We start from the raw sequence: 16,238 nt of genomic DNA, 5'->3' as shown, positions 1-16,238 counted from the left end.
GGTGCATGCAGCAAGCCGTCGCGGGAGCGGGGGCTGCCCTGCGCCAGATCGGACTCCATCGCGCCACGGACATAAGCGATGGCCACCTTCAGGAAAAATTCTCATTCAGGCTGAGCCGTTTCGTCGTTTCGCGTGACAGGGGGAATAGAGACTCGCTTTCATTTGCATTCAGGAACGCTGTATGACCTCCGTTTCCCGCTTCCGCTCCTCGCCCCTTGGTCCCACCCTGCTTCTGGGCAGTGCCATCGCCTGCGCCGCCCTGCCTGCCCAGGCCCGGTCCGCCACCGACGCGCAGACCATCACGGCCCGCCAGTCCTTCGCCATTCCGGCCGGCCCGCTGGCCGAGGCACTGAACCGGTTCGGCCAGCAGGCCGGGCTGCTGATCGCCTTCACCCCGGAGCTGACCGAGGGCCGTCAGAGCCCCGGCCTGCAGGGCGAATACGAGCCGCGCGAGGGCCTCGAGCGGCTGCTCGCCGGCAGCGGCCTGCAGGCGGTCGCGCAAGGTGAAGGCTTCAGCCTGCAGGCGGCGGCCCCCCCCGCCGCCGGCACGGGCTCCCTCGAGCTGAACACCGACACGGTGGTCGGCGACTGGCTCGGCGAGGGCGACGAAGAGGACGTCTTCAACCATCCGGGTGCGCGCGACGTGATCCGCCGCGAACAGTTCGAACGCTTCGGCGCCAGCAGCACGCGGGAGGTGCTCAACCGCATTCCGGGGGTCAACGCACCGGAGAATAACGGCACCGGCAGCCACGACATGGCGCTGAACTTCGGTATCCGCGGCCTCAACCCACGCCTGGCGACCCGTTCCACCGTGCTGATGGACGGCATCCCGGTGCCCTTCGCGCCCTACGGCCAGCCGCAGCTGTCGCTGGCGACCGTCTCCATGGGCAACATGGATGCGGTGGACGTGGTGCGCGGCGGCGGCGCGGTCCGCTACGGGCCGCAGAACGTGGGCGGCATCGTCAACTTCGTGACCCGCGCGATCCCCGAGGACTTCAGCCTCAAGGGCGGCATCCAGACCGAGGTCAGCCCCTCCTCCAGCCAGGACGCTTGGAAGCGGACCGGCAACCTGCTGCTCGGCGGCACCGGCGACAACGGGCTGGGCGGCGTGCTGCTCTACTCCGGGGTGCGCGGCAGCGACTACCGGGAGCACAGCGACACCCGCATCGACGACATGATCCTCAAGGCGCGCTACCAGCCGAACGACGCCCACAGCCTGCACGGCATCGTCCAGTACTACGACGGCGAGGCGCAGATGCCCGGCGGCCTGAGCAAGGCCGATTTCGACGACGATCCCTACCAGTCCACCCGTCCGCTCGACGAGTTCTGGGGCCGACGCACCCTGGTGGGGCTGGGCTACGACTACACGGGGGACGCCCGCAAGTTCTCGGTAAACGGTTTCTTCACCCGGACCCTGCGCAGCGGCTACCTGGACCAAGGCAGCTTCGTTTCCCTGTCGCCGCGCTACTACTGGGTGCGCGGCCTCGAAACCCGCTTCACCCAGGGCTTCGCCCTGGGCGAGAGCTGGCACGAAGTCGGCATCGGCCACCGCTTCATCAGCGAGGCCTCCCACGAGATGCGCTACCGGGAGGCGCAGGGCAACGGCCTGCCCGACACCGGCAGCCGCAACGACCGCGACACCCGCGGCTACACCCACGCCAACGCCTTCTTCATCGACGACCGCATCGACATCGGCCGCTGGACCATCACCCCCGGCCTGCGCCTGGAACGCATCCGCTCGGAGCAGACCAACAAGCTCACCGGGGAGAAATACGATGCGGACTACAACACCTCTCTGCCGGCGCTGAATGTGATGTATCGCCTGACCGACAGCCTCAACCTGTACTTCAACACCGAGGAGTCCTTCGGCTCGATCCAGTACAGCCAGATGCCCAACCGTGCCCAGGTCAACGAGATCGAACCGGAAAAGGCCCGTACCTGGGAGGTCGGCGCCCGCTACGACGACGGGGCGCTGAAGGCCGAACTGGGCGCCTTCCTGATCGACTTCGACAACCAGTACGACAGCAACCAGACCAACGACAACATCATCGCCCGCGGGAAAACCCGCCACAGTGGCTTCGAGGGCAGCGTGGCCTACAAGCTGTCGGACCTGCATCCGGCGCTCGCCAACTTCGACGTCTACACCACCTATGCCTACGTCGACGCGACCATCCGCGAATCCGGCCCCAACCAGGGCAACCGCGTGCCCTTCTCCTCCAAGCACAAGGGCACCTTCGGCCTGGGCTATTCCCGCAACGGGCTGCGCCTGGATCTGGACAGCACCTTCCAGTCCAGCCAGTACGCCAACAACGAAAACACCGTCGAGGAGAGCCTCGACGGCAGCACCGGACGGATTCCCGGCCACGTCATCTGGAACGCCCGCGCGGCCTACGACTTCGGCCCCCAGGCTTCCGACCTCAAGGTGGCGCTGGGGGTGAAGAACCTGTTCGACACCGAGTACTTCACCCGCTCCTACGACGACAACAACAAGGGCAAGAACCTCGGCCAGCCGCGCACGCTGTATCTGCAGACGTCGATGGGCTTCTGAAGGAGGCCCCGCGGATGGCATCGTCATGCAATCCCGCAGGCCGGGTCACGACCTGCGGGATTGCAAGCACCGGACTCAGCCTGCCCTACCTGGCTCTCAAACCTCGCATGCCCTGCCATCCAACGGCACAGGTCTGGAGGGCAGCGGTTTGCCGAAGCGATAGATCGCCGCGCCGCACAACAGCAGCCCGCCCAGCGCCAGCACTCCGCCCACGGTGCCGACGTTCGCCAGCCCCATCTGGCTGCTCACCGCGCCGCCCAGCAGGGCGCCGCCGCCGATGCCGATGTTGTAGATGCCCGAATGCAGGGCCATCGCCACGTCGGTGGCGTCCGGGGCCAGGGCCATGACCCTGGACTGCTGCACCATCCCGAAGCACATGATGGCGATCCCCCAGGCCAGGCTCAGCGTGCCGAGCGTCCAGGCGTCCCCGGCCAGCGGCGCCAGCAGCAGCATGCACAGCGCCATGGCCGCGAGCGCGGCGACCAGCAGGCCGTTCGGGGTCCGGTTGTAGCAACAGCCGAACACCAGGGAGCCGATGATGCCGGCGCCGCCGAAGAGCAGCAGCAGGATCGTCGTCGCCTCGCCGGTCAGTTGCCCGACGGCCTCGGCGAACGGCTCGATATAGCTGTAGGCGGTGAAATGCGCGGTGATCGCCAGGGCGGTCAGCGCGTAACAGGCCACCAGCGCCGGACGCTTGAACAGCACCGGCAGGCTGCGCAGCGAACCCGAGTTCTGGCTGGGCAGCGATGGCAGCGTTCTGGCCAGACAGACCAGGACCAGCGTGGCGATCACGCCGATCGCCGCGAAGGTCGTGCGCCAGCCGAGCATCTCGCCCACCACGCGGCCCAGCGGAATGCCCAGCACCATGGCCAGGGAAGTACCGGTCGCCAGCAGGCCGAGGGCCTGCGTCTGCCTGCCCGGCGGCGCCACACGTATGACCAGGGAGGCGGTGATCGCCCAGAACACGGCGTGCGCCAGGGCGACGCCGATCCGGCTCAGCAACAGGACGGCGAAGCTGGAAGCCAGCGCCGACAGGACATGGCTGGCGACGAACAGGACGAACACGAACAGCAGCAGCTTGCGCCGATCGATGTTGCGCGTCAGCAGCATCATCGGCAGCGACGCGAGGGTGACCACCCAGGCGTAGATCGTCAGCATCAGGCCGACCTTGTCGGTAGACAGCTCGAAACTGCCGCCGATGGCGCTCAGCAGGGCGACGGGAACGAATTCGGTCGTGTTGAAAATGAAGCCTGCCAGGGCCAGCGCAAGCACGCTCAGCCAACTGCCGGCCGGGGCATTCGGGGGTGTGTTCATTTAACGACGTGCACCTTCAAAAGGGAGGCGACAGGGGCCGTCCGCCGAGCATGGGAAATCCACACCAGGCGCCTGTTCGCAAAATAGGGACACGCACCCACACCCTGAATGCGGACGCGCCAAAGCGCCCGCCCACGGCTTGAGGCCAGGACGCGGCGACCGAGTGCGCGGCGGGGAAATTTATTGTGAGTATGGGAGGAGACAGCCAGACGAGGCAGATTCTAGAGCTCGCCTGCCTGCACTACAACAGGCCTGCCAAGCGCTTTCTGCGCGACCAGACAGCCGGCATCTCGATGGATTCGAAATGGCCCGGCACGGCCCATCGCCTGGCGGCCCGAAACCGGCTTCGGGCGGCTGCCAGCCCGCCTTTGCCGGTGGTTGGCGCCGGGCAGGCGGGGCTTCAGAAACGGATACGCAGGCGCCCTTCCCGCTCGGCCAAGGACACCTGCCCCGGCGGATCAGGAGCCGTCGGCGCTGCCCGAGCCGGCAGTGTCGGCCGGGACGCTGCCGCTGCCGACACCCGTACCGGTTGCGCTGCCAGCGCCGGCCCCGGTGCCGGGCGCGAAACCGGAGCCGTTCACGCCCCAGACGCCGGCCAGGTTCTGCATCAGCGGACCGGCGACGCCCTGGTTGCCGAGGAACTGCAGCAGGATGGGCGCGAACTGGCCGGCCAGGCTGGCGTCCATGCCCAGGGCGGAGAAGGCCTGGTCGACGTCCTGCATGTTCTGCACGTTGCCCAGCAGCTCGCCGGTTTCCTCCAGTTGCTCGGACTGTTCGGCAGTCGGCTCGGCGGACTTGCCGAGCAGGCCGCCCAGGCCGCCGCCGAGTCCGCCGAGGCCACCGCCCAGCGCGCCCAGGCCGCCGAGGGCGCCGAGCTGGTCCAGCGCGTTGTTGCCGGTGAGGCGCTCGATGCCGGGGACCGACTCGGCCAGCTGCGCGTAGTCGCTGCCCTTGAGCTGGCTCTGCGCCAGTCCCAGCAGGGCGCCGGTGCCGCCCAGCATCTGCAGCGGGGTGATCGGCAGCGCGCTCAGGGCCTGGACCAGCCCGAGCACCTGCGAGGTCCTGTCGTTACCGGCGGGCTCGTCGGATTGTCCGCCCTTGAGGGCGGAAACCGCCTGGGCGGCGGCGTTCAGGTCGAAGGCGAAGGCCGGGACGCTCGCCAGCCCCAGCAGGGCGATCAGGGCAATGGAGGGGGACGCTTTCATCGGGGAAACCTCTCGACTCGGGGTGCAGGCGCCAGCCGCCCGGCGCACGGCCGGACAGGGGCGGGAACGGGGGGCGATTCGCGGGCCGTGGCGGCGGCGCGGTCAGTCGCAGGCACGACGGCCCGCAGGCCTGGCGACGGCATTTCTGTGACGACCCACGCGGACACGACCTCCGGGATGGGATAGGGATCGATGGGCGGCCCTATGGTCGGTCATCGTCCTCCCGCCGGCAATAGCTCCCCGTCGAACCGGCGCAGCGGCCGATTCAGCTTGGTTTAAGCGAGCCTGCCTAGAGTGAAGCCATCGAAAGCCGACGACTCCCAGGAGAGCCGAGATGAAAACCCTCACCGCCCTGTTCGCCATCGCCCTGCTCGCCGCCACCGCCACCCTGGCCCAGGCCGATGACCTCGGTCCGGACAAGGCCATGCAGTTGCTCAAGGCCGGCACCATCCAGCCGTTCGAGACGCTCAATGCCGCGGCGCAGGCCAAGCATCCGGGCTCGACCATCCATGAAACCGAACTGGAAGAGGAATACGGCCGCTACATCTACCAGGTCGAACTGCGCGACGCCCAGGGCGTGAAGTGGGACGTGCACCTGGACGCCGCCAACGGCCAGGTGCTCAAGGACCATCAGGACGACTGAGCGGCCGGCCGGGCGCCCGAAGCCCTTCCCTTTCAAGGTCTTGCACTTTCCCATGGGGGGATAGCCCGGGAAGTGAGGTCGATAGCGCTTCGGTAGGAGCGAATTTATTCGCGATGCTTCTGGTTTTGCCAAGGATCGCAGATAAATCTGCTCCTACAGCCCTGCTGGCAAACAACCGATCGGCGTTCAGCCGAAGACCTGTCCGCGCCTGCCGGACACACGACCGGCCCACGCCATGGAGCGGCGCGCCGCGACCTCTCCGCCCCCTCGTCTATCCGCAACCCCGCCCGGCCAGTGCGCCAACGATCCCCGCCCGGTGTCGGCCAGCCGACAGACAACCCCGGACCGCCTCGCTACCGTTCCCGAAACCACCTTGTCTGCGGGAAGCCCGCCGATACGACGGGAGGCCACGTTCGTACGTCTTCGCTGCCGCGAAGGCCCGACCTGCGCGCCTCCCGGAACTGGAGAGAGGCGTATGTCCAGAACCATCTTCACCGTGGCCGAGCGTTGCGTCGCCTGCAAGTCGTGCGAAATCGCCTGCGCGGTCGAACATTCCCAGTCGAAAACCCTGGCCGGCGCGATCCTGGAGACGCCGCCCCCGCAGCGGCGGATCAGCGTGGAAGGCGTCGGCGCCTACAGCTATCCGTCGCGCTGCCAGCACTGCAGCGACGCCGCCTGCATGACCGCCTGCCCGACCGGCGCGATGCAGCGCGACGGCGGCACCGACAAGGTGTTTTCCGACCACGACAAGTGCATCGGCTGCTGGATGTGCGTGGTCGTCTGCCCCTTCGGCGGGGTGACCGCCGATCCGGCCGGCAAGAAGGCCGTGAAGTGCGACGGCTGCCCCGAGCGCACCGCCAGGGGCGAGGCGCCGGCCTGCGTGGCGGCCTGCCCGACCGACACCCTGCTCTACCTGACCCCCGAGGAGTTCGCCGCCCAGCGCCGCCAGGCCACGGCGCACGCGGCCGTCTGCGGCGGCGAGAGCGCAACCCCCAACGGCATGGACATCCTGCGATCCTTGAAGAGAACCCATTGACATGGACAACACCATTCTTCCCGTCATCGAGACTGCCCTGCTCAAGGTCGCCCACGACAAAGGCTTCGCCACCGCCCGCGACCGCCTGGAGGTGATGAGCCCGCAGTGCGGCTTCGGCGAACTGGGCACCTGCTGCCGCATCTGCTACATGGGCCCGTGCCGCATCGACCCCTTCGGCAACGGCCCGAAGACCGGCGTGTGCGGCCTGAGCCCCGACGCCATGGTCGCCCGCAACCTGCTGCGCGACACCGTGGGTGGCACCGCCTCCCACGTCGGTCATGCCCGCCATGTGCTGCTGACCCTGCGCGACGCCCTGAACGGCAAAGCGCCTTATCAGATCAAGGGCGTATCCAAGGTGATGGCGCTGGCCAGGACCTTCGGCGTGCCGACCGAAGGCCGTGAGGTCAACGACATCTGCCGCGATCTGGTGAACATCGCCCTGGAGGACTTCGGCCGCCAGGACGAGCTGCCGAACAACTGGCTCAGCAAGCGCGCGCCGGCCGCGGAGCAGGCGCTGTGGAGCGATCTGGGGCTGATGTACTCCAACCCGCACAACGAGATCGAGACGGCGATGCACGCCACCTCGATGGGCAACGACGCCGACCCGGTCTCGCTGATGCTGCGGGTGCTGAAGATGAGCCTGATCGACGGCTGGACCGGCCTGACCCTGTGCGTCGACCTGCAGGACATCCTCTTCGGCGTGCCGGAGATCGCGGTGACCGAGGCCGCCGTCGGCGTGCTGGAGGAGAACAGCGTCAACCTCGCCGCCCACGGCCACAACCCGGTGCTCTCGGAGAAGATCCTCGAGTGGGCCGAGAAGCTGGAGGGCGAGGCCCTCGCCGCCGGCGCCGAGCGGATCAACGTGGTCGGCGTGTGCTGCACCGGCAACGAGCTGAGCATGCGCCACGGCGTCAAGCTGGCCGCGCACAACTCGCAGACCGAGCTGATCCTCGCCACCGGCGCGGTCGACGCCATGGTGGTCGACATCCAGTGCATCTGGCCGCAGCTGGCGCAGGTCGCCAAGTGCTTCGACACCGCCTTCATCACCACCGACGCCATGGTGCGCATCCCCGACGCCCGGCACATCCCGTTCGAGCCGCACCACGCCGACGAGAGCGCCCGGCAGATCGTCCAGGCGGCCATCGACGCCTTCCGCCGCCGGCGCGGCAAGCCGGTCGACATTCCCCAGCACAAGAGCACGGCGGTGGCCGGCCTGTCGGTCGAGGCGATCATCGACCTGCTGTCCAAGCTGGATGCCGAGGACCCGCTCAAGCCGGTGCTCGACAACGTCGCCAACGGCAACATCTTCGGCTTCGTCGGGGTGGTCGGCTGCTCGAGCATCAAGTTCCGCGACAACGCCATGACCGAGGAGATGGTCAAGCACCTGCTGCGCCAGAACGTGCTGGTGCTGACCACCGGCTGCACCGCGCACATCTGCGCCCAGGACGGCCTGATGACCAGCGAGGCGACGTACCGCTACTGCGGCGACGGCCTCAAGGCGGTGCTCGAGGTACTGGGCAAGGCCGCCGGCCTCGACGGCCCGCTGCCGCCGGTCTGGCACATGGGCGCCTGCGTCGACAACTCGCGCATCGTCGACCTGATGGTGGCGCTGGCCGAGCGCCTCGGCGTCAAGGTCGGCCAGCTGCCCGCGGTGGGTTCGGCGCCGGAGCTGGTGCAGGAGAAGGCCGTGTCCATCGGCGGCTCCTTCCTGGCGCTCGGCGTGTCCTGCCATATCGCCCCGGCGCCGCGCATCCTCGGCGGCCCGATGGTCACCAAGCTGCTCACCGAGGACCTGCAGGAGCTGATCGGCGCCGTGGTGCGGGTGGAGCTGGAGCCCAAGGGCGCCGCCGACTGGATGGTCGCGCACATCGCCGAAAAACGCGCGGCGCTGGGAATCTGACAGGAGGCGGCATGCAGATCGTCATCATCGGCAACGGACCGGCGGCGATCGCCGCCGCCGAAACCCTCCGCGAGCAGGACCGCAGCTGCGGGATCGTCATGCTCTCCAAGGAGAGCGTGCCCTTCTACTCGCCCTGCCCGCTGGCCGAATACGTGGAGGGCAGCGTGCCGAAGGAGCGGCTGTTCCTGCGCGACCCGGACTTCTACGCCCGCAACGCCATCGACATCCGCTACGGCCGCCCGGTGACGCGGATCGACCCGCAGGCCCGGCAGGTCTGGGCCGGGGGCGAGGCCGTCGGCTACGACCGGCTGCTGATCGCCTCCGGCTCCCGGGCCTTCGTCCCGCCGGTGCCCGGCCTCGCCGGCACCCGCGGGGTGTTCGAGCTGAAGACCCTGGACGATGCCGAGGGCATCCTCGAGCGCCTCGAGGTCGCCCGGCGCGCGGTGGTCATCGGCTCCGGCTTCATCGGCCTGGAGGCGGTGCAGGCGCTGGTCCGCCACGGGCTGGCGGTGACCCTGCTGGAAGCCCAGCGCCACGTGCTGCCGGCCATGCTGGACAGCGAAATGGCCGCCCTCGTCGAGCGGCGGCTGGTCGAGCACGGCGTGCAGGTGCGCACCGGCTGCGGCGCCGAACGCATCCTCGAAGGCGAAGACGGCGTGCGCGGCGTGCTGGCCGGCGGCGTCGAGATCCCCTGCGAGCTGGTGATCTGCGCCGCCGGGGTGCGCGCCGACCTGTCGATCCTCGACGGCAGCGGCATCGCCGGCAACCGGGGCATCCTGGTCGACGCGCGGATGCGCACCAGCGTCGAAGGCGTGTTCGCCGCCGGCGACGTCATCGAGCGCCCGGACGCCCCGGAAAAGCACCGGGTGGTGCCCAACTGGCCGAACGCGGTCTCCACCGGGCGGATCGCGGCATGGAACATGCTGGGAATCGACCGGCGCCATCCGGGGCTGGAAGCGGTCAACGTGGTGCGCGTCTTCGACCTGCCCGTCGCCTCGTTCGGCGTGCAGGCGGGCGATAGCTGCCTGCGCTGGCAGGACGGTGCCGGTGCGCTGCGCAAGGTCCTGCTCAAGGACGGCCGGGTGGCCGGCGGCCAGTTGATCGGCGAGATCAACGGCACCGGCGTGCTGCACGAGATGATGAAGAAAGGCACCGCCGTCGAGCGCTTCGGGACGCATCTGGCGCATCCCGGCTTCGGTTACATCCACACCCTGGAACCCCTGAGGGCAGTCAAATGGGCCTGAAAATCGCCATCAGCGGCAAGGGCGGGGTCGGCAAGACGACCCTGACCGGCCTGCTCGCTCACCACTACGCCAAACAGGGCCGCCGGGTCCTGGCCATCGACGCCGATCCCTCGCCCTGCCTGGGGCCGGCGCTGGGCTTCTCCGAATCGGCGCTGCTCGACCTGCTGCCGATCTCCGAAATGGCCGAGCTGATCGCCGAGCGCACCGGCAGCGATCCGCGCGGCGGCAGCGGCGGGATGTTCAAGCTCAATCCGCGGGTCTCCGACATTCCCGAGCGCTTCTCGGCGAGCCTCGGCAACATCCGCCTGCTGCTGCTCGGCGCCGTGCAACAGGGCGGCTCGGGCTGCATCTGCCCGGCCAGCACCCTGCTCAAGCAGCTGGTGCGGCACGTGCTGCTGGAGCGCGACGAGGTGGTCCTGCTCGATCTCTATGCCGGCGTCGAGCACCTCGGCCGCGGCACCGCCGAGGCCGTCGACGTGATGCTGGCGGTGGCCGAGCCGACCAACCGCAGTATGCGCACCGTCCGCCAGGTGCAGGTGCTGGCCCGCGACATCGGCATCGAGAAACTGCTGCTGGTCGGCAACAAGGCGGGCGGCGCGGAGGACCGGGCGTTCTTCGAGGGCGCCGCCGTGAACATGCCGCTGGCCGGCTGCCTGGAGATGACCCCGGCGGCGATGGCCGCCGACCGCTCCGGCGCGCCGCTGTATGACCTGTCGCCCGAACTGGCCCGGGAGGCCGCCTCGATTGCCGAAGCCATCGAGCGGCTGGCCCGATCCGGCGAACCTGCATAAGGAGCAAACGAGCATGTGCGAGAACTGCAACTGCGGCACCGCGTCCCCATCCAGCGGCCATGTCCATGCTGCGCCGGGACAGGCCTTCGAGCACGAGCATGAGCACATCCATGCCGACGGCACGGTGCACAGCCATGTCCACTTCCACTTGGCGCCCCATGCGCCAGGAGCCGTTCACCACCACTCCCATTCCAACCTTGCGGGGTCGAAACGCCCCGCCGACGGGCAGCATTGAGCTGCGCGCCGGGAAACCCGCCTCAGGAACCCCCGACATGAACACACGCCACCTGCTGCCCCTGCTCGCCCTGCCCCTGCTGCCCGGCGCCGCCTTCGCCCATCCCGGGCATGACGGCAACGGCCTGATCGCCGGCCTGCTGCACCCCTTCGGCGGCGCCGACCACCTGCTGGCGATGCTGGCCATCGGCATCTGGGCCGCGCTGCAGCCGCGCGCTCTGAAATTCGCCATGCCGGCGGCCTTCCTCGCCGCCCTGCTCGGCGGCTTCCTGCTCGGCGCCAACGGCATCGGCCTGCCGCAGGTGGAAACCGGCATCGCCCTCTCGGTGCTGCTGCTCGGCCTGCTGATCACCTGCGCCGCGCGCCTGCCGGCTGCCGTCTCGCTGGCCCTGGCCGGCGTCTTCGCCCTGTTCCACGGCCACGCCCACGGCGCCGAAGCCAGCGGCAGCCTGGCCGCCTTCGCCGGCGGCTTCCTCGCCGCCAGCCTGGCCCTGCACCTGGGCGGCGGCCTGCTCGCTGCGGCCGTGCAGCGCCGCCTGCCCCTGCTGACCCGCGGCGCCGGCGCGCTCATCGCCGCCAGCGGCGCGCTGCTGCTGGTCTGAACCCCGCCTTCCGAGGCGGCCCCGGCCGCCTCGCCTTTCCTCGCGATCGCCCCCGCCATCCTGCAGACGACGCACAGGCCAGTCGGTGCGAAACCGGATGGCCTGCCCCTGAAAAAAGCACGCCGCCAAGAGACGAAAAAGCCGGGCGAGCCCGGCTGGAACGGAAGGAAAGCGCAAGCCATCGGGGCCACAGCCCCGGGGACGACGCCCGCCTCCGGCCGGAGACGGGCGGACGCGAGACCTACAGCGGCCGCTCCTTGGCCTCGCGCTCCTGCTGGACGAACTCGCTGCTCGGATCGACGGGCTTCTTCGGCTTGATCAGGCTGAAGTCGATCAGGTTCTTCGGCTGCTCCGGATCGCCGATCAGCAGGGGGCGCTTCCTGAACGCGGCGCTCACCAGGCTCTTGCTCGGGTCGAACGCGTCGAAGCGCAGGCCGGCCAGGTCCGCCCAGGTGTGGATGAAGTGCGAGCTGCTGTAGGGACGGTGCAGGCTGGCGCTGAAGTCCCGCGCCTGCTGCGCCTGCCACTTCGGCGAGTTCCACAGGATGAAGGGCACGGTGTACATCGGACCGGTCGGCGCGGCCTCGTTGCGGCCCAGCACCTGCGGATCGGGCGCGTCGAACACCGCCTCGCCGTGGTCGGCCAGGTAGAGTAGGAAACCGTTGGGGTCGGTGGCGCGGAAGCGCTCGATCAGCGAGGACACCACGTGGTCGTTGTACAGCACGGCGTTGTCGTAGCTGTTGTAGGTCGGCAACTGGTCGTCGGTGACGCTGTCCGGCACGCCGCTGCGGTCGGTGAAGCGCTCGAACTCCTCCGGGTAGCGGTACTGGTAGCGCATGTGGGTGCCCAGCAGGTGCACCACCACGAACTTGCGCGGCGCGTCGTCGGCCAGCACCCGGGCGAACGGCTCGAGCACGGTGCCGTCGTACTGGCGGGCGTTCTGGTCGCGGTTGTTGTTCAGGTAGAACTGCTCGTCCGCCTGCTTGGAGAAGGTGGTGAGCATGGTGTTGCGCTTGGTGATGGTCTGCTGGTTGGTGATCCAGTAGGTCTTGTAGCCGGCCTGCTTCATCACGCTGACCAGCGACGGCGTGGTCAGGTACAGATCCGGGTTCTCCTGGTCGGCGAAGGTCAGCACCTGCTGCAGCGCCTCGATGGTGTAGGGGCGCGGGGTGACCACGTTGTCGAACACCTGCAGCTCGCCGCGCAGCCTGTCGAGGTTGGGGGTGGTCTGCCGCGGATAGCCGTAGAGGCTCAGGCGCTGGCGGTTGGTCGACTCGCCGATCACCAGCACCAGGGTCGAGGGCTGTCCGGCATGGGCGTCGACAAGATTCTTCAGCGGCGGGATCTGCTCGCGGCTGGCCAGCAGGCTCTCCATGTTCGCCAGTTGCCGGAGGTACTGACGGTAGCCGACCACCAGTTGCCAGGGCGAGGCCGCCTCGATGCGCTTCTCGAAATCCTCCAGGGCGGCCAGGGGCTCCTCGTGCTTGAAGAACTGGCGCACGCCCTGATAGCCGACCGAGGCGGTGAACAGCAGCAGGCTGGCGACCAGCGCGGCGCGGCGCGGCAGATACACCGGGCGCACCTTGCGCCACAGCAGCCAGCCGCCGAGGCCGTAGGCGATCAGGGCCAGCACGATCCACCAGGCGAAGTAATGGCCCAGGTACTCGGTCGCCTCGTTCACGTTCGATTCGAACATGATGAAGATGACGCTCTGCGAGAACTCCTGGCCGTACACTAGGAAGTAGGCGAAGCCGCTCAGGGAACACAGCCAGAGCACGGCGCCGATCGCTCCGGCGAGCAGCCGGGTGCGGCCGGGGAACAGCAGCAGCGGCACCAGCCACAGGGCGCTGGCCAGCAGGACCTGGCGGGAACCGGTGGAGCCGGTGGTGCCCGAGGCCCAGAGCAGGGCCTGGGTCACGCCGGAGAAATACCAGAAGAACAGGAACATCCAGCCCAGTCCGGCCCAGTCGATAGCGCTACGCCCGGCGGGTGCAGTTTTCGTCGTTGCCATGAGGTGCCTCGATTGCAGCATGCGGTTGCCGGGTTTGCCCCGACCTGGCATGGACTATGCCGCACGCGCAGTGAAAACTTCGTCAAGAATGGGCATGGCAAATGCCATGACCGCCCCGACAAAAGTGGGAGAAGGCCTGTCGCCAGGCGGACAAAGACGGCTGGTTCAGGGCGCGGCAGCGTCCCCTGCCGGCCGTCGGAAGCCGGCGACTTCGGCGAGCATGCGCTCGGCGACCTCGTCCACGGCGGCGGCGACCTCGGCGCTCAGCGGCGCCCCGGCAGCGAAGTGGCAGCCCTCCACGGCATGCACGACGATCCGCGGTGGTGCCAGCCCGAGGGCGCGAGCCAGCCCCAGCGCCTCGGCCAGGCCGAAGCCGTGAGAGGACGCCAGCGCCGGCTCCGGCACCAGCCCGTCCGCGGCCAGATCGAGGCGGCGGATGCGCCCCGGCTCGCCCTGCGCCGCCGAGGCATCCACGCAGAGCAGGACATCGACGCCGGCCCACTCCTCGATCAGCTCCAGCACATCGCCGGCGCACAGCCGCAGCGCGACACCGGCGGGCAGCCGGCCCCGCAGCCGGGCGGCGACCGCCGGGCCGAGGCCGTCGTCGCCGCGATCCGGGTTGCCGAGGGCGAGCACCAGCAGCCGCTTCATGTCCGGTGCAATGCCAGCCGGAGGAAGTGGGTCGAGCAGGAGATGCAGGGGTCGTAGTTGCGGATGGCGAGCTCGCAGCGCTGGCGGATGAACGCCTCGGGCTGGTCGAGGATCGGCGTGGCGACCGCCTCCAGGTCCGCCTCGATGCTCGGCTGGTTCTGGGAGGTGGGCGGGACGATGCGCGCGTCCGCGAGGGCGCCGTCGGCAGCCACCTCGTAGCGATGCCAGAGGGTGCCGCGCGGCGCCTCGGTGCAGCCGAAGCCGGTGGCGGCGCGCGGCTCCACCGGCACGGCGGCGACGGCCGGCGGCTGGTAGGCGGCGATGATGGCGAGCGCCTCCTCGCAGGCGTAGAGGACTTCCAGGGCGCGCACCACGATGCTCTGGAAGGGATTGCGGCACACCGGGCCGAGGCCGACCTCGCGGGCCAGAGCCTGTATCCCCTCGGGCAGCCGGTCGAAGTTCAGCGCGTAGCGCGCCAGCGGCCCGACCAGGTAGGCGCCGCGCCGCTTGAGCAGCGAATGCAGCGCCGTCGAATGCGGCACCTGGCACTCCTCGAACTCGCTCTCGTAGTCGGCGATGTCGATGTCCAGGCCGCGGCTGGACACCAGCCGGCCCTCGTTGAGCGGATACTCGTGCGGATGGCGCAGGGCGACGAACTCGTAGTCGCGCTCGATCCGCGGGAAGGCGAAGCCCGCCACCCAGCGCACCAGCTCGACGGCGCTCTCGCGGGCGCGGCCCAGCTGCTCGGCCAGCGGCATCAGTTCGGCACGGCTCGGCACCCGGTAGAAGCCGCCGACGCGGACGTTGACCGGGTGGATCTCGCGCCCGCCGAGCAGGCGGATGATCGAATTGCCGGCCTTCTTCAGCGCCAGAGCGCCGCGCACCCGCTCGCCGTGCTCGGCGGCCATGCGGATCGCGTCCGGATAGCCGAGAAAGTCCGGGGCGTGCAGCATGACCACATGCAGCGCATGGCTTTCGATCCACTCGCCGCAGTAGAGCAGCCGGCGCAGCGCCCGCAGCGGCCCTTCGACGCGCACGCCGAAGGCGTTCTCCAAGGCGTGCACCGCGCTCATCTGGTAGGCCACCGGGCAGATGCCGCAGATCCGCGCGACGATGTCCGGCGTCTCGGCGAAACCGCGGCCGCGCAGGAAGGCCTCGAAGAAGCGCGGCGGCTCGAAGATGCCGAGCCGCGCCGCGGTGACCCGGTCGCCCTCGATGTGCAGGTCGAGCGAGCCCTCGCCCTCGACGCGGGCCAGGTAGTCGACGGTGATCCGCCTGGTCGTCCTGTCAGTCGTCATGGGCCTCGCCCTCCTCGCGGAACGCCGGCGCCCAGGCGTTGAAGGTGTGGAAGGCGCGGCGGATGTCCCGCGGCGCGACGCCCATGGCACTCCACTGGCGCGCCAGCATGGCGGTGTCCGGGGTCTCCATCGGCCCGTAGCAGCCGTAGCAGCCGCGCCGGCAGCCCGGACAGAGCGCGCCGCAGCCGGCCTGGGTCACCGGCCCCAGGCAGGGCGTGCCCTGCACCATCACGCAGAGGTTGCCGCGCCGCTTGCACTCGATGCACACGCTGTAGGTGGGGATCGATGGCTTGCGCCCGGCGAGGAAGGCCGAGATCACCTCGAGCAGCTGCACCTTGTTGATCGGGCAGCCGCGCAGCTCGAAGTCCACCGGCACGTGGGCGGCGATCGGCGTCGAGGTGGCCAGGGTCTCGATGTACTGCGGCGAGGCGTACACGACGGAAATGTACTCGTTGACGTCGGCGAAGTTGCGCAACGCCTGGATGCCCCCGGCGGTGGCGCAGGCGCCGATGGTGACGAGGAACTTCGACTGCCGGCGCACCTCGCGGATGCGTTCGGCGTCGTGGGCCGTGGTGATCGAGCCCTCCACCAGCGAGAGGTCGTAGGGGCCGCCCTCCATGGCGCTGGAGGCCTCGGCGAAGTAGGCGATCTCTACGGCCTCGGCGAGCGACAGCAGCTCGTCCTCGCAGTCGAGCAACGACAGCTGGCAGCCGTCGCAGGAGGCGAACTTCCAGACCGCCAGGCGCGGGCGTGAATCCATC

13 protein-coding genes are annotated in these 16,238 nt (G+C 69.3%); 7 read left to right on the top strand and 6 right to left on the bottom strand.

What is annotated here, in order from left to right; genetic code table 11:
• Window positions 1-181: 181 nt before the first annotated feature.
• On the top strand, window positions 182-2,548 hold the full coding sequence (gene fecA / locus EV691_RS16985) for a TonB-dependent Fe(3+) dicitrate receptor FecA (protein ID WP_131298562.1): 2,367 nt from the start codon (window positions 182-184) through the stop codon (window positions 2,546-2,548).
• A gap of 96 nt (window positions 2,549-2,644) precedes the next feature.
• Here fecA and EV691_RS16980 read toward each other — a convergent pair whose 3' ends face one another.
• Window positions 2,645-3,862 carry a sugar transporter gene (locus EV691_RS16980; RefSeq protein WP_131298561.1) on the bottom strand — a complete coding sequence of 406 codons (1,218 nt, stop codon included), beginning with the start codon at window positions 3,860-3,862 and terminating at the stop codon, window positions 2,645-2,647.
• A 458-nt stretch (window positions 3,863-4,320) separates the two neighbouring features.
• Window positions 4,321-5,067 (bottom strand): DUF2780 domain-containing protein, encoded by a 747-nt coding sequence (locus EV691_RS16975; RefSeq protein ID WP_131298560.1) that lies wholly within the window; start codon window positions 5,065-5,067, stop codon window positions 4,321-4,323.
• A 334-nt stretch (window positions 5,068-5,401) separates the two neighbouring features.
• Between EV691_RS16975 and EV691_RS16970 the strand changes: the two genes are divergently transcribed.
• From EV691_RS16970 to EV691_RS16940, 6 genes are all read left to right on the top strand, one after another.
• The gene (locus EV691_RS16970) at window positions 5,402-5,710 is read left to right on the top strand and encodes a PepSY domain-containing protein (RefSeq protein WP_131298559.1); all 309 of its coding nucleotides are present in this window, start codon (window positions 5,402-5,404) and stop codon (window positions 5,708-5,710) included.
• 475 nt (window positions 5,711-6,185) lie between these two features.
• Complete coding sequence (locus tag EV691_RS16965) at window positions 6,186-6,746, top strand: 4Fe-4S dicluster domain-containing protein (protein ID WP_131298558.1); 561 nt, start codon at window positions 6,186-6,188, stop codon at window positions 6,744-6,746.
• Window position 6,747: 1 nt separating this feature from the next.
• Window positions 6,748-8,646, top strand: coding sequence for an anaerobic carbon-monoxide dehydrogenase catalytic subunit (gene cooS / locus EV691_RS16960; protein ID WP_131298557.1), 1,899 nt, complete (start codon window positions 6,748-6,750; stop codon window positions 8,644-8,646).
• Window positions 8,647-8,657: 11 nt separating this feature from the next.
• Entirely contained in the window at window positions 8,658-9,890 is a 1,233-nt protein-coding gene (locus EV691_RS16955; protein WP_131298556.1) for an NAD(P)/FAD-dependent oxidoreductase, read from the top strand.
• The gene (locus tag EV691_RS16950; protein WP_131298555.1) at window positions 9,881-10,681 is read left to right on the top strand and encodes an ATP-binding protein; all 801 of its coding nucleotides are present in this window, start codon (window positions 9,881-9,883) and stop codon (window positions 10,679-10,681) included. Before EV691_RS16955 ends, EV691_RS16950 begins: the two co-directional genes overlap by 10 nt.
• A gap of 272 nt (window positions 10,682-10,953) precedes the next feature.
• Window positions 10,954-11,517 carry a HupE/UreJ family protein gene (locus EV691_RS16940; RefSeq protein ID WP_131298553.1) on the top strand — a complete coding sequence of 188 codons (564 nt, stop codon included), beginning with the start codon at window positions 10,954-10,956 and terminating at the stop codon, window positions 11,515-11,517.
• Window positions 11,518-11,758: 241 nt separating this feature from the next.
• On the opposite strand, the gene cptA is transcribed toward EV691_RS16940, so the two are convergent.
• From cptA to EV691_RS16920, 4 genes are all read right to left on the bottom strand, one after another.
• Window positions 11,759-13,528 carry a phosphoethanolamine transferase CptA gene (gene cptA, locus EV691_RS16935; protein ID WP_131298552.1) on the bottom strand — a complete coding sequence of 590 codons (1,770 nt, stop codon included), beginning with the start codon at window positions 13,526-13,528 and terminating at the stop codon, window positions 11,759-11,761.
• A 165-nt stretch (window positions 13,529-13,693) separates the two neighbouring features.
• The gene (locus EV691_RS16930; protein ID WP_131298551.1) at window positions 13,694-14,179 is read right to left on the bottom strand and encodes a hydrogenase maturation protease; all 486 of its coding nucleotides are present in this window, start codon (window positions 14,177-14,179) and stop codon (window positions 13,694-13,696) included.
• Entirely contained in the window at window positions 14,176-15,477 is a 1,302-nt protein-coding gene (locus EV691_RS16925; protein ID WP_165496542.1) for a Ni/Fe hydrogenase subunit alpha, read from the bottom strand. Before EV691_RS16925 ends, EV691_RS16930 begins: the two co-directional genes overlap by 4 nt.
• A complete protein-coding gene (locus EV691_RS16920; RefSeq protein WP_131298550.1) occupies window positions 15,467-16,237 on the bottom strand; it encodes an NADH-quinone oxidoreductase subunit B family protein in 771 nt (256 codons plus the stop codon). Before EV691_RS16920 ends, EV691_RS16925 begins: the two co-directional genes overlap by 11 nt.
• Between the last annotated feature and the right edge of the window lies 1 nt (window position 16,238).

This window comes from Azotobacter chroococcum, from assembly GCF_004339665.1.
In the GTDB taxonomy this organism is placed as follows: Bacteria; Pseudomonadota; Gammaproteobacteria; order Pseudomonadales; family Pseudomonadaceae; genus Azotobacter; species Azotobacter chroococcum.
Note: the sequence above shows the minus strand (reverse complement) of the source record. Positions and strands in the feature narration are given on the sequence as shown.